Source organism: Propionicimonas sp. T2.31MG-18 (assembly GCF_964266745.1).
In the GTDB taxonomy this organism is placed as follows: Bacteria; Actinomycetota; Actinomycetes; order Propionibacteriales; family Propionibacteriaceae; genus Propionicimonas.
Genome location: NZ_CAXWGX010000001.1, coordinates 314990 through 332349 on the forward strand (window position 1 = coordinate 314990; position 17360 = coordinate 332349).

13 protein-coding genes are annotated in these 17360 nt (G+C 73.0%); 2 read left to right on the forward strand and 11 right to left on the reverse strand.

Annotated elements, in window-relative coordinates:
- Positions 1–82 precede the first annotated feature (82 nt).
- On the forward strand, positions 83–1708 hold the full coding sequence (locus ACFQQJ_RS01335) for a hypothetical protein (RefSeq protein ID WP_377103284.1): 1626 nt from the start codon (positions 83–85) through the stop codon (positions 1706–1708).
- 61 nt (positions 1709–1769) lie between these two features.
- Here ACFQQJ_RS01335 and clpB read toward each other — a convergent pair whose 3' ends face one another.
- The 11 genes from clpB to ACFQQJ_RS01390 form a co-directional block, all read right to left on the reverse strand.
- Positions 1770–4364 carry an ATP-dependent chaperone ClpB gene (clpB, locus tag ACFQQJ_RS01340; protein WP_377103286.1) on the reverse strand — a complete coding sequence of 865 codons (2595 nt, stop codon included), beginning with the start codon at positions 4362–4364 and terminating at the stop codon, positions 1770–1772.
- A 127-nt stretch (positions 4365–4491) separates the two neighbouring features.
- Positions 4492–5739: a sulfate adenylyltransferase subunit 1 gene (locus ACFQQJ_RS01345; RefSeq protein ID WP_377103287.1), complete on the reverse strand. Its 1248-nt coding sequence runs from the start codon at positions 5737–5739 to the stop codon at positions 4492–4494.
- Positions 5739–6641, reverse strand: coding sequence for a sulfate adenylyltransferase subunit CysD (gene cysD / locus ACFQQJ_RS01350; RefSeq protein ID WP_377103289.1), 903 nt, complete (start codon positions 6639–6641; stop codon positions 5739–5741). The genes ACFQQJ_RS01345 and cysD overlap by 1 nt, the downstream gene beginning before the upstream one ends.
- The gene (locus tag ACFQQJ_RS01355) at positions 6638–7396 is read right to left on the reverse strand and encodes a 3'(2'),5'-bisphosphate nucleotidase CysQ (protein ID WP_377103291.1); all 759 of its coding nucleotides are present in this window, start codon (positions 7394–7396) and stop codon (positions 6638–6640) included. Before ACFQQJ_RS01355 ends, cysD begins: the two co-directional genes overlap by 4 nt.
- Positions 7386–8597, reverse strand: a complete 1212-nt coding sequence (gene cysC / locus ACFQQJ_RS01360) for an adenylyl-sulfate kinase (protein WP_377103293.1) — start codon at positions 8595–8597, stop codon at positions 7386–7388. The genes ACFQQJ_RS01355 and cysC overlap by 11 nt, the downstream gene beginning before the upstream one ends.
- Positions 8587–9534, reverse strand: a complete 948-nt coding sequence (locus ACFQQJ_RS01365; protein WP_377103295.1) for a sulfite exporter TauE/SafE family protein — start codon at positions 9532–9534, stop codon at positions 8587–8589. Before ACFQQJ_RS01365 ends, cysC begins: the two co-directional genes overlap by 11 nt.
- A gap of 177 nt (positions 9535–9711) precedes the next feature.
- Positions 9712–10929 (reverse strand): hypothetical protein, encoded by a 1218-nt coding sequence (locus tag ACFQQJ_RS01370; protein ID WP_377103297.1) that lies wholly within the window; start codon positions 10927–10929, stop codon positions 9712–9714.
- Positions 10930–11095: 166 nt separating this feature from the next.
- A complete protein-coding gene (locus ACFQQJ_RS01375; RefSeq protein WP_377103299.1) occupies positions 11096–12298 on the reverse strand; it encodes a glycosyltransferase 87 family protein in 1203 nt (400 codons plus the stop codon).
- A 49-nt stretch (positions 12299–12347) separates the two neighbouring features.
- Complete coding sequence (locus ACFQQJ_RS01380) at positions 12348–14042, reverse strand: DUF4185 domain-containing protein (protein ID WP_377103301.1); 1695 nt, start codon at positions 14040–14042, stop codon at positions 12348–12350.
- A complete protein-coding gene (locus tag ACFQQJ_RS01385) occupies positions 14039–15235 on the reverse strand; it encodes a glycosyltransferase 87 family protein (protein ID WP_377103303.1) in 1197 nt (398 codons plus the stop codon). Before ACFQQJ_RS01385 ends, ACFQQJ_RS01380 begins: the two co-directional genes overlap by 4 nt.
- Entirely contained in the window at positions 15232–16443 is a 1212-nt protein-coding gene (locus ACFQQJ_RS01390) for a glycosyltransferase 87 family protein (RefSeq protein WP_377103304.1), read from the reverse strand. The genes ACFQQJ_RS01385 and ACFQQJ_RS01390 overlap by 4 nt, the downstream gene beginning before the upstream one ends.
- 513 nt (positions 16444–16956) lie before the next feature.
- Here ACFQQJ_RS01390 and ACFQQJ_RS01395 point away from each other — a divergent pair.
- Positions 16957–17358 (forward strand): hypothetical protein, encoded by a 402-nt coding sequence (locus tag ACFQQJ_RS01395; RefSeq protein ID WP_377103306.1) that lies wholly within the window; start codon positions 16957–16959, stop codon positions 17356–17358.
- Positions 17359–17360: the final 2 nt, after the last annotated feature.

Sequence of the window (17360 nt, forward strand, 5' to 3'; positions counted from 1 at the left end):
ACGCCCCGGGTGCTGGTTCGGATCCGCTCCGCGCCACTAGGGTTTGGCCAGCAGACCGGCTTTCTCTTCCGCAGGTGGGGCGATGGTGACACAGCAGCAGTCAGGGGCCGAACCGGGCGAGGGCGCCCAGCCCGCAGGAACCGGACAGGACCCGGAGTCCACCCAGGGCGTGCCGGCGGAGGCGACGCCACCGCAGGACGCCGCGCCGGGCGCCGACCAGCCGGCCTGGGACGCGACCGCGGGACCCGACCTCACGGCCACCCAGCCGATCGGGCAGCAACCGGAGCCGACGCTGGCCTTCGACCCCGCCGCGCCCCAGGCGCCGGTCGGGTCGTTCGCGAGCGCCCCGCCGCCCGGGGCGGCCCCCGGCCCGGGCTATCCGGAACAGGCGGCCTGGCCCGGCGCGCCCTACCCGCCCGGCACGCCGGGCTACCCGGTCGCGGGCGGTGCCTACCCGCCGGGCCCGGTGCCGCCGCAGGGCTACCCCGCCGATCAGTCCTCCCTCGGCCAGCCCTACCCCGGCCAGCCCTACCCGGGCGACCAGGCCTTCGCCGGGCAGCAGTACCCCGCCGACCAGTACGCGCAGGCCTACCCCGGGGGCCAGCCCTACCCCGGACAGCCCTACGCCGGCGCGTCCTACCCCGGGCAGTTCACCCAGCCGCCGGGTACGCCGCCCGCGCCCCGCAAGAACCGCACCGGCCTGTTCATCCTGCTCGGGGCCGGCGCGCTCGTGCTGGCGCTGGTCGCGGTGTTCGCCCTGTTCCGCCCCGCGTCCCCGACGGCGGGCCCCCAAGCCACAGCCCCCGCGACCTCGGGGGCGCCCACGACGGGAACGAGCACCTCCGCGCCGCCGCCCACGCCGGCCGACGCCGCGGCCGCCGTCCAGGGCTACCTCGACGCGCTCGCGCAGGGCGACGCGGCGACCGCGCTGTCCTACGCAGCGGTGGCACCGGCCGACACCTCGCTGCTCTCCGCGGAGATGCTCGCCGCGGGGCGCCTCGTCGCGCCGATCAGCGACATCCGCGTGGCCCCGTCCTCCGGCGCCTCGGGGACGGAGACCGTCTCGGCCAGCTACAAGGTCGGCGAGCGTGTGGTGGACGCGTCGTTCGAGGTCGTCCAGACCGGCAGCGCGTGGCTGCTCCAGGACGTGGCCGCGAGCGTGAGCCTCACCTCGCTGTCGCCGGCCACCGTCCCGCTCGCTGTGAACGGCGTCCCGGTGAGCTCCGCGTCGGTGATGCTGTTCCCGGGCAGCTACACCGTCGCCGCGCAGGACGCGCGCTTCGCGGTCAGCCACGGAACCTTCCTGGTGGAGTCGCCGGGCGCGACGCCGGACACGTTCTCGATGGAGCTGAAGCTCAGTTCCGCCGGGACGGCGAAGGTGCGGGCGGCCGCGCAGAAGAAGCTGAACTCGTGCCTGCGGACCCGCTCGCTGGCGCCCGCCGGCTGCGCGTTCGGCACCTACCTGCCCAAGGGCAACAAGGCCCGCACCTCGACGATCCGCTGGACGGTCACCAAGGGTGCGAACGCCATGAAGAAGATCAAGCCGGCCCTCGACGCGGGCAACCCGACGATGGCGCGGGCGAGCGTGAACGTGCAGGTCAAGGTCAACCTCAGTTCGACCAACGGACGCCGCTGGTACGGCTACAGCGCGATCTACCTGGTGCTCGCCGACCTGTCGGGGGAGTCGGTGAAGGTCACCTTCCCCTGACCCGGTCGCACACGCAGGACGGGCCGCCCGGGATCCCGGGCGGCCCTTCCTGCGTGGTGCCTCAGACGACGGTGACCGTGTCGGTCACCGCGAGACCGGTGCCGTCGGGGTCGACGTCGAACTGCACGACGTCGCCGTCCACCACCGACCCGGACAGCACGCGCTTGGCCAGCGCGTCCTCGATCGTCGTCTGCACCAGCCGCTTCAGCGGACGCGCGCCGTAGACCGGGTCGAAGCCGGTGAGCGCCAGCCAGTCCTTGCCGGCCTGGCTCACCTCCACCGCGATCCGGCGGTCGGCGAGCCGCTGGTTAAGCCGGTGCAGCTGGATGTCGACGATCCGGGTGAGCTCCTCGGTACCGAGGGCGTCGAAGATCACGATCTCGTCGAGCCGGTTGAGGAACTCCGGCTTGAACGCCTGCCGCACGACGCCCATCACCGCCTCCCGCTTGGTGTCGGCGTGCAGGGCCGGGTCGGCCATGAACTGCGAGCCGAGGTTGCTGGTCATGATCAGGATCACGTTGCGGAAGTCGACCGTGCGGCCCTGGCCGTCGGTCAGGCGCCCGTCGTCCAGCACCTGGAGCAGGATGTTGAACACCTCCGGGTGCGCCTTCTCCACCTCGTCCAGCAGCACCACCGAGTAGGGGCGTCGCCGCACGGCCTCGGTGAGCTGGCCACCCTCCTCGTAGCCGATGTAGCCGGGCGGGGCGCCGACCAGCCGCGAGACGGTGTGCTTCTCGCCGTACTCGCTCATGTCGATGCGCACCATCGCGTGCTCGTCGTCGAAGAGGAACTCCGCCAGCGACTTGGCGAGCTCGGTCTTGCCCACGCCGGTCGGCCCGAGGAACAGGAACGAGCCGGTCGGCCGGTTCGGGTCGGAGATGCCGGCCCGGGCGCGACGGACGGCGTCCGACACGGCCTGGACGGCTGCGCGCTGGCCGATGAGGCGCTCGCCCAGCCGCTCCTCCATCGCGAGCAGCTTCTCGCTCTCGCCCTGCAGGAGCTTGCCGACCGGGATGCCGGTCCAGGCGCCCACGACCTCGGCGATGTCGGTGGCCGACACCTCCTCGCTGACCATCGGCTTCGCGTCCTTCTCGGCCTCGGTGGCCCGTTCCAGTTCCGCCTCCAGCGCGGGGATCCGCCCGTACAGGATCTCGGACGCCTTGGTCAGGTCGCCCTCGCGCTGGGCCTTCTCGGCCTCGATGCGCAGCCTGTCGATGTTCTCCTTGACCTCGCCGACCCGGTTGAGACCGGACTTCTCCGCCTCCCACCGGGCCTCGAGCCCGCGCAGTTCCTCCCTGGCGTCGGCGAGGGCCGCGGTCAGCCGGGAGTAGCGCTCCCGCGAGCTCGGGTCCTCCTCCTTCTCCAGGGCGAAGGCCTGCATGGTCATCCGGTCGATGTCGCGTCGCAACTGGTCGATCTCCTCCGGGGAGGAGTCGATCTCCATGCGCAGCCGCGACGCGGCCTCGTCGATCAGGTCGATCGCCTTGTCGGGCAACTGCCGGCTGGTGATGTACCGGTTCGACAGGGACGCGGCCGCGACCAGCGCGGCGTCGGTGATCCGCACCTTGTGGTGCGCCTCGTAGCGCTGCCGCAACCCGCGCAGGATGGCGATCGTGTCCTCCACGCTCGGCTCGCCGACGAACACCTGCTGGAAGCGGCGCTCCAGCGCCGGGTCCTTCTCGATCCGCTCGCGGTACTCGTCGAGGGTGGTGGCGCCGATCATCCGCAGCTCGCCGCGCGCCAGCATCGGCTTGAGCATGTTGCCGGCGTCCATGGACGAGTCGCCGCTCGCGCCGGCACCGACGACGGTGTGCAGCTCGTCGATGAACGTGATGATCCGCCCCTCCGCGTCGCGGATCTCGTTGAGGACGGCCTTCAGCCGCTCCTCGAACTCGCCGCGGTACTTGGCGCCGGCCACCATCGAGGCCAGGTCGAGCGACACCACGCGCCGGTCGCGCAGGGAGTCGGGCACGTCGCCGGCCACGACCCGCTGGGCGAGGCCTTCGACGACGGCCGTCTTGCCGACGCCCGGCTCGCCGATCAGCACAGGGTTGTTCTTGGTGCGCCGGGCGAGCACCTGCACCACGCGGCGGATCTCGGCGTCCCGGCCGATCACCGGGTCGAGCCTGCCCTCGCGGGCGCGGGCGGTGAGGTCGACGGAGTACTTGTCGAGGGCCGACTGGGCACCCTCGTCCTCGGGCGAGGTGACGCGCTTGGTGCCGCGGAGCTGGGCGAACGCCTCCGTGAGCTTCTCCAGGGTCGCGCCGAGGTCGTTGAGGATCGTGCGGGCGTCGGTCTGCACCGCGGCAAGGGCGAGCAGCAGGTGCTCGGTGGCGACGAAGGCGTCGCCGAGCTGCTGGGCCCGCGTCTGCGCGTCGGCGAGGACGCGGGCCAGCCCGCCGGACATGGCCGGCTGGGTGACCGACGCGCCCTGGGCGGACGGCAGCTTCGTGATCGCGCCGCGGGCGGCGGCGTCCACGACCTGCGGGTCGGCGCCGACGGCGGTGAGCAGGGGTGCCACGGGGTTGTCGGGCACCAGCAGCAACGCGTGCAGCAGGTGCACGGCCTCCGCGGTGGGGTTGCCGTTGGTCAGGGCCGTGCGGACGGCAGCCGACACCGCGTCCCGGCTGCGGGAAGTCAGCTTCTCGGTGTCCATCGTGGGTCGTCTTCTCCTTGGGAAAGCAAAGTTGAGTTCACCAGGCTCAACTAGCTTAGCGCCCCTGCTATTCCGGGGACGACGAACGCCCCGCCCCGGTGTCGGGGGCGGGGCGCCGGGACGTGCGTCAGGCGAGGAAGCCGGCGCCGACCGTGCGGTTCGTGGCCTCGTCAACCAGGATCACGGCGCCGGTGGCACGGTTCTCCGCGTAGTCGTCCATGAACAGCGGACGCGAGGCGCGCATGCGCACCCGCCCGATCTCGTTGAGCTCCAGCTGCTGGGCCGACTCGTCGCGGTGCAGCGTGTTCACGTCGACCTTGTAGACGACCTCGCGGATCTTCACCCGCGCCCACACCGTGGTGTGCTTGATCGCCAGCGTCCGTCCGGCGGACAACGGCGTGGACTCGTCCATCCAGCACACTCGCAGGTCGAGGTCCTGCCGGGCGGTCGGCTGGTTGTTCGGGCGCACCAGCATGTCGCCGCGGCTGATGTCGATCTCGTCGGCCAGGCGCAGCACCACGGACATCGGGGGGTACGCCTCGGGGACCTCCCCGGTCGGGGTGTCGATGCCGGCCACCGTCGTCGTGAACCCGCTGGGCAGCACCATGATCGGGTCCCCGGCGCGGATCACCCCGCTGGCCACCGTCCCTGCGTAGCCGCGGTAGTCGCGCGCCTTCACCGACTGGGGACGGATCACGTACTGCACGGGGAAGCGGACGTCGCTGAGGTTGCGGTCGCTGGCCACGTGGAGGTGCTCCAGGTGGTACAGCAGGGCCGGGCCGTCGTACCACGGCGTCCGCGCGCTTCGGGTCACCACGTTGTCGCCGGCGAGCGCCGAGATCGGGATGAACTCCAGGTCGCCGACGTGCAGCCGGCTCGCGAACGAGGTGAACTCGTCGACGATCGCGTCGTAGACCTCCTGGGAGAAGTCGACCAGGTCCATCTTGTTGATGCAGACGACGAGGTGGCGCACGCCCAGCAGCGTGGCGAGGAACGAGTGCCGCCGGCTCTGCTCGGTGAGGCCCTTGCGGGCGTCCACCAGGATCAGCGCCGCGTCGGCCGTCGAGGCGCCGGTCACCATGTTCCGCGTGTACTGCGGGTGCCCGGGGGTGTCGGCGATGATGAACTTGCGCCGCGGCGTGGCGAAGTACCGGTACGCCACGTCGATCGTGATGCCCTGCTCGCGCTCGGCCCGCAGGCCGTCGGTGAGCAGCGCCAGGTCGACGTAGTCGTCGCCGCGCTGGGTGCTGACCCGCTCGACGGCCTCGTACTGGTCGATGAAGATCGCCTTCGAGTCGTACAGCAGGCGCCCGATCAGGGTGCTCTTGCCGTCGTCCACGCTTCCGGCGGTGGCGAACCGCAACAGGTCGCTCATCAGAAGTAGCCCTCCTTCTTGCGGTCCTCCATGGCAGCCTCGCTCACCCGGTCGTCGCCACGGGTGGCCCCGCGCTCGGTCAGGCGGGCGGCGGCGATCTCGGCCACGATGGCCTCGTTGGTCTCCGCGTCGGACTCGACCGCGGCGGTCAGGTTCGCGTCGCCCATCGTGCGGTAGCGCACCCGCATACGGCGGATCTCCTCGCCGTCCTTCGGGACGACGAACTCGTTCACCGCGTAGAGCATCCCGTCGCGCTTCACCACGTCCCGCTCCTGGGCGTAGTAGAGGTTCGGCAGCGGGATGTCCTCGGCCTCGATGTAGGCCCAGGTGTCCAGCTCGGTCCAGTTCGACAGCGGGAACACCCGGATGCTCTCCCCGGAGAACACCCGCCCGTTGTAGAGGTTCCACAGCTCGGGACGCTGGTTCTTGGGGTCCCACTGGCCGAAGTCGTCGCGGAAGGAGAACACGCGCTCCTTGGCGCGGGCCTTCTCCTCGTCGCGGCGGGCCCCGCCGAACAGGGCGTCGAAACGGTGCTGCTCCGCCGCGTCCAGCAGGACGGGGGTCTGGATGCGGTTGCGGGAGCCGTTGGGCTCCTCCTGCACCAGCCCGCGCTCGATGGCGTCCGGCACGGACGCGACGACGAGCTGCACCTCGAGCTGCTCCATCCACCAGTCACGGAAGGCGATCACCTCGGGGAAGTTCAGCCCGGTGTCGACGTGCATGAACGGGAACGGGATGCGCGCCGGGGCGAACGCCTTCTGCGCGAGCACGCTCATCACCACCGAGTCCTTGCCGCCGGAGAACAGCAGGCAGGGACGCTGCATCTCCGCGGCCACCTCCCGGATGATGTGGATGCTCTCCGCCTCCAGGGCGCGGAGCTGGCTGAGCACGTAGCCGGTCATCGTCCTCCTTCGATCTGTGCCACCGCGGCGAGCAGCCGGGGGGCGAGTCCGGCCCGGCAGACCAGGAGGTCCGGCAGCCAGGGATCCGAATTGTTGTAGGCCAGCGGCGAGCCGTCCAGCCGGCTGGTGTGCAGGCCCGACGCCGCGGCGACCGCGACGGGGGCCGCGGAGTCCCACTCGTACTGCCCGCCACCGTGCAGGTAGGCGTCCGCCTCGCCGGTGACCACCGCCATCGCCTTCACCCCGGCCGAGCCCATCCCGACGAGCTCCACCGGCAGCAGCGCGCCGAGGCGACGCACCAGCTCCGGCGGGCGGCTGCGGCTCACCGCGATCCGCAGCGGGCCGTCCTCGCGCGCGGCCGGGGGCGGCACGGGTCGCTCGGTGCCGAAGACCTGGCCCCGGGCCGGCAGTGCGACCGCGCCGGCGACCAGGCCGGCCCCGCGCTGCCACAGGGCCACGTGGACGGCGAAGTCGGTGCGCCAGGCACCGTCGGTGCGCTCGGCGTACTCCCGGGTGCCGTCGAGCGGGTCGACGATCCACACCCGGTCCGCGGACAGGCGCCGGTGGTCGTCCTTCGCCTCCTCCGACAGCACGGCGTCCGCGGGGCGCAACTGCCCGAGCCGCTCCAGCAGGAAGGCGTTCGAACGGCGGTCGCCCTCCGCACCCAGGTCCGCCGGGTCCTGCGCACGGAGGTCGAGCAGCACGCGCCCTGCGCCCTCGGCGAGTGCGGCGGCCAGCGCGGCGTCAGATGTCATAGCCCAGCACCTCTCCCCCGGCCGGCGCCTCGGCACGCTCGCGCGGCGCGAACTCCTCGCCCCGCCGCAGCGCCCGCGCCTCCAGTTCGGCGACCACGAGCTCGACGGCCTCTGTCACGCCGGTCGTCGTGGTGTCGATGACCAGGTCGGCGCCGGTGGGCACCTCGTAGGGGGAGTCGATGCCGGTGAAGTTGGTGAGCCGGCCGGCGCGCGCCTGGGCGTAGAGGCCCTTGCGGTCGCGTCGTTCGCACTCCTCGAGCGGCGTGGAGACCCACACCTCGACGAACTCCGCACCGTCCTCGGCCATCCGGCGAGCATCCGCGCGGCCCTCGGCGAAGGGGGCGATCAGGGCCGTGATCGCGATGCCGCCGTGTCGCGCCAGCATCGCGGCGACCCAGCTCACCCGGCGCACATTGGCCGCGCGTCCTTCCGCGTCGAAGCCCAGGCCGGCCGACAGCATGCGGCGCACGTCGTCGCCGTCGAGGAGGGTGACCTCCCGCTCGGTGCGCTGCTCGAGGGCATCGTGGAGCGCGCGGGCGATCGTCGACTTCCCGGAGCCGGACAGCCCGGTGAAGAACACCACCGTTCCGCCGCGGTCCTTGCGCGGGGGCTCGCCGGCATGGCCGTCGCCGACGGCGACCACCCTGCTCGTGCCGTACGCCTGCCCCAGCGCGGCCACCGTGGGCAGCTCGGGGCGCTCGAAGACGCCCCGGGTGCCCGGCGCGGGCCACGGGACGCGCACCAGCGTGTGCTCCCCGTGCGGACGCGCGTCCAGCACGTCCGGCAGTTCGGCCAGCAGCCGGCGTCCCGCCTTCGTCCGGCCGGCGAGCACCAGCCACACCACCGTGGCCCGCGGAGGCGTCAACGCGTCCACCCGGGCGAGATCGGCGATGTTCGGCGTGTCGCGCACGACGACGACCAGCCCGGCGCGCGGCGACGGTTCACCGACGGCGGAACCGGCGACGGGCCGCAGCGGCGTGACCGACAGCGTGCCCGCGTCGTGGCGTGCCAGCAGCAGCGGGGTCGCCTCCACGTCGCGGACGACGACCTCCTCCACACCGTCGAGCGCGGCCAGCGCGGAATGGCCCAGCCGCAGGCTCGGTGGCACCAGGCCCAGCTGGACCAGCTCGACGAGGTCGAGGTCGCCCGCCTCGACCGTCAGCGTCGGCAGCTGGGCGAGGTCGGTCAGGTCAGGGGTCATCGATCGACTCCAGATCGTCGGCGGGGGCACGGTTCCTCGGCGAGTGCGTGCCGTGGGTGAAGCTGTAGCGGTGGCGCAGGATGGCCCAGGCGAGTGGCCCGGCCACGATCGCCGCTGCGCCGGCCGCCAGGACGCCGGCGGTCGGCATGCCCAGCAGCTTGAGGCCGGAGGCCATCAGCAGGACGGCCAGCGCGCGGCGGATGATGCCGCCGGGGGCGCGCGAGGAGATCTGCGCGCCGATGAAGGCCCCCGGGATCGCGCCGAGCAGCATCGAGCCGGTGATGCCCAGCGACACCTGCCCGAACATCAGGTGCCCCAGCGAGGCCGCGGCCACCAGCGGCACCGCCTGCACCAGGTCGGTGCCGACGAGCTGGGACGGCTTCAGCTGCGGGTAGAGCACCAGCAGCAGGGTGAGGATCAGCGAGCCGGCCCCGACCGAGGTCATGCCGACCATCGCGCCACCCAGCACGCCGAGCAGGACGGTCGGCAGCCGGCGGACCTGCACGTCGGCAGAGGTCATCGGCGCGGGCCCCTCGCCCCAGGGCAGTCGCTTGCGGGTCATCTGGAACCACGAGCGGATGATCAGCCCGGACGCGGCCAGCAGCAGCGCGACGCCGAGCATCGCGAGCAGCAGCTGCTCGAAGCCGGGGATCACCTTGAGGTGGTCGACGACCATCGCGCCGAGGAACGCCGCCGGCACCGACCCGATGCACAGCCACAGCACGAGTTCCAGGTTCGCCGTCTTGCGCACGATGTGCACGATCGCCCCGGCCGGCTTCATGAACAGGCTGCTCACGACGTCGCTGGAGATCGCTGTCAGGGGGTCCACCCGGAAGAAGAACACCAGGACCGGGGTCATCAGCGCGCCGCCCCCCATGCCGGTGAGGCCGACGACGATGCCGACGACAAGGCCGGCCAGGGCGATGCCCGCGTCCATGTGTCCTCACCTCGTTCGTCGGTCAATTGGGGGGTCCTGCCGGGAGCCCGTCCGGCAGGCGTTCGCCCCGCGCTCAGGTCCGGGACGTGGCCGGTCCGGCGGACGACGGCCCCCTCGTGAGGGGCCGCGGGGGCCGGCTCAGGATACCGAACCGGCCTGTGGGGGTTCGAAACGGGGTCAGTCGCGCTCCCTCTTCAGGGTCCGTGTGGCCTTCTTCCTGCCCCGCTGGTACAGCTCGTCGAGCAGCTCCTTCGACGTGAACCGGGCCAGCGCCCGCGTCCGCCCGTCCGCCCCCTCGCCGGTCCGGAAGCCGGCGTCGAGGCCGAGCCCGGCCGCGGCGATCCCCAGCATCGCCTCCGCTGCGAGGTCCACCGGCACGGCTCCCGCCTTCCGGTGGTCCTCCGCCGCGCTGCGACGGCGCTGCGCCGGCCGGGCGAGCCGCTCGACGTCGCCGATGATCCGGACGCCGCTCGCGGCGACGGCGTCCGCGTTGGCCCGTGCCTGCGCATCGGCGAGGTCGGCCGCCCAGTCGGGCATGGTGAGGCGGGCCTCGCCCTGGGCCGGCGTCCGGTACCCCAGCACGCGGGCGATCGCCCCGCGGACGGCGAGCGCGTCGTACTGCTCCCAGGTGGTGGCCTCCGCCCGGAAGCGCTTGTTGAACTGCCGGAACAGCTCGATCTCGGGGACGGTCATGCTGCGGTTGGCGGCGTGCGCCTCGGTCTCGGCCTCCGCCAGCAGGTTGCGCGGCAGGCCGAGGAGGTCCTCCACACTGTGGTGCAGGAAGTCGTGGTCGCCCGGGTCGAGCACGACGACGACCACCTTCCGAGGGCCGATCACGTTCGCCCAGCGGCGCACCAGCGCCCCCTGGTCGTGCCGGGTCTGGACGATGTCGTGGATGCGCGAGCCGGGCTCGAACGCCTCCTTCAGCCACTTGTCGAACGTGCCGCGGTTGCCCGCGGACTTGTTGGTCTCCTGCCAGATCGACGGCAGCATCTGGGCGACGCTGCGCAGCGTCACCAGCACGTGGAGGTCGTCGCCGAAGGTGCGCGCCACCTCCTCGACCACGGGTTCCTTCGCGCCGGCGGCGTACTCGTGGCCGAACCAGGCCGTCAGCTCGGGGTGGGCGTCGATCTCGGAGACCAGCCGCGTCCAGTACCAGCGGGGCGGGGGCTTGGTCGGGCGGCCGTCGGCAGAGGACTTCCACCCGATGCCCTTCCCGATGAGCGCTGCAACCGGGAGCCGGTGGTTCACCGCCGAGCCAGGGTAGAGCACGCCGTGGGCGCGCAGCTCCGTCCGGCACGCCGCGCCGGCGGCCTGCAGGGCCGTCGTCCCCGTCTTCTGCGGGCCGATCTGGAACAGTCGTGCTCCGCGCGGCAGTGGTTCCACCCGGGTCATCGGTGTGTGTTCCCCTCTCGATCTGCGCAGCCGGCGACGACAGGACATCACCGGACCCTGCGGGGAGACGCATCGCCAGCTGAGAATCAGCTGTGATTTCTCACAATCGAGGACCCTACCGGCTCGGCGGGACGGACGGCCAGCCCGCGACGGCGGCGTGGACGGCTCACGCCTGCGCCGGCTGCTCCTGCGCGGCCGCGGCACGCGTCCGCCCCCACGGGCCGAGGGCCGTGGCGAGCGACCCGGCGAGGAGGAGGACGCCGGCGACGACGCCGATGTTGTCGACCACCTGCTGCCACGGCGCGTAGGTGAGCTCGACGTTGTCTCCGGAGGGCAGCCACATGAACGGCGCGACCGCCACCCACGCCGCGTACCCGAGCCCGGGCAGGCGCAGGTACGCCGGGAGGTCGCGGGCCTGCCAGAGCACGACGGCCAGCGGCACCACCCACACGTAGTGGTGGGACCACGAGATCGGGGACGCCAGCAGGCTGGTGAAGCCCGCCAGGCACAGCGCGAGGGCCACCTGCCCGGCACGGTGCATCAGCACCGCCGCCGCGAGCCCGAGGACCACGACGAGCGCACTCAGGATGATGCCGCCGCGGCTCGGCGCGCCCGTGAGCCGGTTCCACACGCCCAGCACCGACTGGTTGGACGCGAACACGATGCCGGAGTTCAGCCCCGAGTCGCCGGAGGCGAGCTTGAGCCAGTACTGCATCGAGGCGGCGGGGAGGAGCAGGAAGCCGATACCGGTGGCCACGACGAACGAGGAGAACGCCACCAGGCCGGGGCGCCGGCGCCCGGCGAAGAAGTTGTAGGCGGCCACCACGGCCGGGGTCAGCTTGACCGCCGTGGCCGCGCCCACCAGCCAGCCCTCGGGCAGGATCCGCCGGCGCAGCAGTCGCCGGCCCGGCATCGAGTCGAGGACGGCAGCGGCCACGAGGAAGATCGCCAGCTGGCCGAAGCCGAGGGTGTCACGCACCGGCTGCACGAGCAGGATCACCGCGGTGGTGAGCAGGCTGAGCCGCCACCCCGACAGCCCGAGCCGGTACAGCACGGCGGCCAGCGCCGCGGTGCACAGGACGAGCCACACCACGGCGGCGACGGTGAACGGCACCACGGCGAAGGGCACGGTCAGCAGCGCGGCGAAGGCGGGGTAGATCCAGGGCAGCTGGCCCTGGGGGTCGAAGATGTCGCCGCCGTCCAGCACGATCCGGCCGACCCGCTGGTAGACGCCGAGGTCCATCATGTTCGGTTGCCAGGGGACGAGCGTGCTGCCGGGGATCTGGACGCCCGCCACGTACAGCGCAGCAAGGACCGGCACCAGCGCGAGCGCACCCCGCACCGCCCATGTCCGCAGTCGCGTCCCCATCCCTCACCTTCCTCGGGCCCGTCCAAGCGTAGCGAGCGGGCGCGCCGGCTCAGCCCGGCAGGTCCGCCCGCGGAAGGCGGTGGCGCATCAGCACCACCTGGTAGGGGTTCCACGTCGACAGGGTGTAGCGCAGCACGAGGTCGTCGCCCTCGACGGCGGCATCGAAGAGGTAGGGCGCGTAGGCGGCGCCCGTCCGGCGTGCCTGGGCGCGGAACACCCGGTCGCCGACCTCGTCCGCGGGCGAGGCCTTGATGAACCGCGTGTTCGGGTCGGTGCTCATGCCGGTCCGCACCCAGTCCAGCAGCCGGAGCCGGGGCGACCACGGACCCTGCGGCGCCGTGGCGGTGCGCAGCACGACGGACGGGCCGATCGGCTCCTCCGGGGCGGACGTGGTGAGCAGCACGTACCGTCCGGCGGCGGCCACCCAGCGCACCGACAGCTCGCCCAGCGCTGCCGGGCCGAACAGGGGCGCGGCGTCGTCCTCCGCGTCCGACCAGCCCGACCCCGCCCAGTAGCGCGCGGCCGGGGCCTCCCCGGCGGCGAGCGCGGCCAGGGCAGGCTGGTCGAGCACGGCGAGGCGGGGGTCGGAGGCCCGGTACGGACCGCTCCCCCACACCAGCAGCACCTCTCCGTCCCCACCACAGCCCGGCACGGCTGCCGCCGGACGCTGCTGCACCGACACGTTCACGAAGTGCCGCGCGCTGAACGTCCGGACCGCCTCGAACCGCACCGGGCTGCGACGCGTGGACGGGTCGATCACCAGGTCCTGCTCGACCGCCCTCGCCAGCACCGAGCGTCCCATCACCCGGTGGCCGCGGAAGTGGTCGGACGTGAAGAAGGCGTACAGCCGGCCGCCGTGCGAGAAGCCGTCCAGGGGCACGTCGTACTCGCGCATGGTGACCCGCCCGGCGCGGCGTCCGACGACCTTCAGCGGAGAGCCGTGGAACCGGACGCCGGGGAGCCCGGGCGCGAGCAGGCCGGGGACGTCAGGCCCCGCGTCCGGCAGAACCTCGGCGATCGCGTCGCGGGTGGCCAGCCACGGCCGTGCGGCCCAGTGGGTGTCGCCGAAGAGGAGGAAGCTGCGGCCGGCGTGGTCGACCCGCACGCCGAGGTCGGTGCCGCGCACTCCGGCGGTCGACAGCGACGACGACAGGGTCGGTGCCCGCTCACCCCAGGGCGTCGGGGTCGCGTCCCGCTCGCCGGTCACCTGCGCCAGCTTCACCGACTCGGTCGTCGCGACGGAGAAGGGCTCCTCGTCGACCAGGCGCAGGCAGGAGGACCGCTCCCAGGCGCCGCCCGGGGTGCGGTGGTAGCCGAAGATCGACCCGTCCTCGTCGACAAGGGCGTGCCCGCCGCCCGGGACCGACGCCACCGCCACCGCCCGGACCTGTCGCGATCCGGCCACGACCTGCGCCGGGGACAACGTTCCGGCGTCCCCGGCGCCCTCCAGCGGCCGGATCGTGACGCCGATCGCCGGTCGCCAGCCGTCCCGCCCATGGACGTGGACGGTCGAGCCGTTCCCGGTCGGCACGACCGCGAACAGGCGGCGCCCCCTGCGGACGAGCACGCCGGGGCCGGTGGCCCCCGTCACGACGGTCGCGACCCGCTCCCACGGACGGTCGGGGCGGTCGAGGCGCCGACGGTAGTGGTCGAGGCGGGTGCCGGTGAGCACGAGCGCGTCGAGGCGGGGACGCGGCAACCCGGACGCGACCAGGCTGGCCGGTCCGATGCCCGGCCGGCTCACCGCGTGTGCGCCGGCACGGCCGGTGCCTGCGACGGGGTCCTGGGCAGCCCGAGCAGGCAGAACAGGACGAGCACGAGGGTGGCCGAGTCGCCGAGCAGCAGCAGGCCTGTGGGAAGGTCCGGCCGGAAGCTGATCGTGGGTACCAGCGCGGAGAAGCCGACGAGCACCGCCCACCCCGCCCAGCGGGCCCATCCCCCGCGCAGGGCGAGGAACAGGCCGGCGAGGGGGAGCCACACGAGGTGGTGCGGCCAGCTGATCGGGCTGACCACGGTGGTCATCATTCCGACGACGAGGACGGCGGCCAGTTCGTCCCCGTCGAGGTGGTGGCGTCGCGCCCTGGCCAGGGCGACGCCACCGATGACGAGCACCAGCACCAGCCACAGCAGGCGCTGCGCATCCCCCCCGATGCCCCAGTGCGCCATCACCCCGAGCAGGGACTTGTTCCGGACCCCGTCCACCTCCCCGACCCGGCTCGTGTCCAGCAGGAGCTGGGTCCAGTACCGCACCGACTCCCCGGGCAGCACCAGGAAGCCCAGCGCGGTCGCCCCCGCAGCGGTGGCGGAGGCGACCGCCGCGGCGCGCCACTGCCGGGTGACCAGGAAGTAGGGGATGAAGGCCAGCGGGGTCAGCTTGATCGCGCCGGCGAGGCCGACGAGGACGCCCCGCCAGCGCGGGGGCACCAGGACGGCGTCCGCGATCACCGCCGCGACCAGCGCCAGGCTGACCTGGCCCACCGTGATGCCGTTCACCACGGGCTCGCTGAGCAGCAGGCCCAGGGCGCCGAGGCCGAGCACGAGCCGGCCCTCCGTCGTCCCCTTCCTGGCGCGGGCGGGTGACCGGTCGATCACCACCGCCGCCAGCCCCACCGTGAGCAGCGCGAGGACCGCCATCCAGCCGTACAGCCCCACGCCCAGGGGGAGCCACGCCGACGGGAGGAACACCAGCGCCGCGAAGGGCGGATAGGTGAAGGGCATGTGCTGGCCGGGGAGCCCCTCGAGCACGAAGTCGTACAGGCCGCGTCCGTCGAGGAGGTACTGGACGGCCCCCCGGTACACCTCGTAGTCGGTGTACCGGACGTCCCGCACCAGCGCGACGACGAAGGAGCCCAGGACTGTCAGCCCCCCGGCGATCCCCGCGAGGGCGATGCCCCGGCGCCCGACCCCCCACGGACGCGGCTCCGACGTCGTCGTCACGGCGTCGCGCCGGGCAGGTCCGGCCTCCGCCGCCCGGGCCGCAGGCCGAACCCGAGCACCAGCAGGACGGCCAGGGCGGGCAGCTCGACCCCGGCACCCAGCAGGGTGCCGACCGTGCCGGCCGGGTAGTCGCCGAACCACGGGTAGCCGAGGAAGATGACGAACAGGACGGCGCCCAGCGCCACGGGCAGCGGACCCCGCTGGAGCAGGTACCAGGCCGCGGCGAGCACCAGCCAGAGCTGGTGGTGCGGCCACGAGATCGGCGACACTGCGACCGAGAGGGCTCCGACCGCCAGGGTGGCGGAGAGCAGGTCGCCGTCGCGGAGGTGCTGCGCCGCCCGCCAGTACGCGAGCGCGGCGACCGCGGCGGCCACGCCCAGCCACACCAGCGTCACGGGGGCGCCGTCGGGGAGCTGGCGGGCCAGCGTGCCCAGCAGTGACTTGTTCACCGTCGAGTCGGTCCGCCCGACGCGGCCGGTCTGCCACAGCTTGTCCGTCCAGTACGCCACGGACGGACCGGGCAGCACGGCGAGAGCCAGCCCCGTTGCCGCGGCGAAGGTTCCGCCGCAGACCGCGGCCTGCCGCCACTGGCGGGTGAGCAGGTAGTAGGGCAGGAACACCAGCGGCGTGAGCTTGATCGCTCCCGCCAGGCCCACGAGAAGACCCTGCCAGCGGCGTGGGAGCAGGTGGTCGCACAGCGCGAGCGCGATCACGAAGAGGCTGACCTGGCCGACGATCAGGTTGTGCAGGAACGGGTAGGTCGCCATCACCGGTACGGCGAGCCCGGCGACCCACGCCACGCCGAGCGTGGACGAGCGCGTCCCGTCGGCCCCGCGGTCGCGTCCGGACGCCCGAACGAGGACGGCGAGGCAGGCCACGACGACGGCGAAGGTGAGGACGGTCCAGACGACCTTGGCCGTCAGGGAGTCCATGAGGGCGAACGGGGTCAGCAGGATGGCGGCGAACGGCGGGTAGGTGAAGCCCAGTCCGTGCACCGTCGGGTGGGTGTAGGTGTACTCGTAGAGGTTCCCGCCGCCGAACGCGTAGGAGATGGCGCCGCGGTAGATGTCCAGGTCGCCCAGCATCCCCGCGGTCCCGGACGTGACCACCAGCCCGTAGACCAGCAGCGCACCGACCGCGATCGCGCCGGCAACCAGCACCACCGCGAGGATGCCGGTACGCCGGGTCGTGGTCGCTGTGTCGCTCACGCTCGGCCCTTCCGTCTCGTCCGGAAAAGGCTAGCCGCGGCGCGCGTGCGGCGTCTGTTCCCCGCGCGGGGACGGCGACAGGTGGGACGGGAACGTCGGCGACGGCTGGCCCCACCGGCCGCGCCGGTCTCCCGACGCGGCGGGTGGGTCCGGCTGGTCCGGACGACCGTTCTCCGCCAAGCCCGGTCGTCCGAGTGAACCGTGATCGCCCTGTTTCCCCTCAGCGCGGCCTGCCCGGGACCCCGGCGTGGGGGCCGTCGGTGAGGACGGCCTGATGCCTTCGCACAGTGACCCCGAGCCCGCGAACGGCGTCCACGGTTCAACGGGTTAGTTGACCACTGCGGCCCGAATTGTTCAAGACAGTCGTAGACAAAGGTTGACGCCGCAGCCTCCCGCCGCCACCTCTGGCGCTGCGGTCGGGCGTGAGAGGTCTCTCATGGAGTTCTCCCGGTGGTCTCACGCGGCGCTGGTGGACTCGTCCCCATCACCGCAAGACACGAGGAAGGAACCACCATGAGGATCAACCGCTCCACCGCCCTGTGGGCCGTCACCGGCGCGATCGGCGTCACGCTGCTGGGGGGAACCGCCGTCGCCATGGCCGAGGAGGCCACGCCCACGCCGAGCCCGACGAGCAGCGTGACGGTCCCGTCGTCACCCGCGCCCACCGCGACCCCGTCCGGCACCGCGGGGGCGGCGTCGTCGCCCACGGTCGTCACGGCGAACACCGCGCCCACCGCGAACACCCCGGCGACACCGGCCACGGCCAACACCGCCAACACGCCCAACACCGCCAACACGCCCAACACCCCGAACACGCCCAACAGCCCGAACACGCCCAACAGCCCCAACACCCCGAACACCCCCAACTCGCCCACCAGCCCGACCAGCGCTCCGAGCGCCCCTTCGGCAGACTGACC

What these genes read in the sequence shown, in the direction of transcription:
- ACFQQJ_RS01335 (WP_377103284.1), top strand. Translation starts at nt 83, where the DNA reads ATGGTGACACAGCAGCAGTCAGGGGCCGAACCGGGCGAGGGCGCCCAG.
- clpB (WP_377103286.1), bottom strand. Translation starts at nt 4,364, where the DNA reads ATGGACACCGAGAAGCTGACTTCCCGCAGCCGGGACGCGGTGTCGGCT.
- ACFQQJ_RS01345 (WP_377103287.1), bottom strand. Translation starts at nt 5,739, where the DNA reads ATGAGCGACCTGTTGCGGTTCGCCACCGCCGGAAGCGTGGACGACGGC.
- cysD (WP_377103289.1), bottom strand. Translation starts at nt 6,641, where the DNA reads ATGACCGGCTACGTGCTCAGCCAGCTCCGCGCCCTGGAGGCGGAGAGC.
- ACFQQJ_RS01355 (WP_377103291.1), bottom strand. Translation starts at nt 7,396, where the DNA reads ATGACATCTGACGCCGCGCTGGCCGCCGCACTCGCCGAGGGCGCAGGG.
- cysC (WP_377103293.1), bottom strand. Translation starts at nt 8,597, where the DNA reads ATGACCCCTGACCTGACCGACCTCGCCCAGCTGCCGACGCTGACGGTC.
- ACFQQJ_RS01365 (WP_377103295.1), bottom strand. Translation starts at nt 9,534, where the DNA reads ATGGACGCGGGCATCGCCCTGGCCGGCCTTGTCGTCGGCATCGTCGTC.
- ACFQQJ_RS01370 (WP_377103297.1), bottom strand. Translation starts at nt 10,929, where the DNA reads ATGACCCGGGTGGAACCACTGCCGCGCGGAGCACGACTGTTCCAGATC.
- ACFQQJ_RS01375 (WP_377103299.1), bottom strand. Translation starts at nt 12,298, where the DNA reads ATGGGGACGCGACTGCGGACATGGGCGGTGCGGGGTGCGCTCGCGCTG.
- ACFQQJ_RS01395 (WP_377103306.1), top strand. Translation starts at nt 16,957, where the DNA reads ATGAGGATCAACCGCTCCACCGCCCTGTGGGCCGTCACCGGCGCGATC.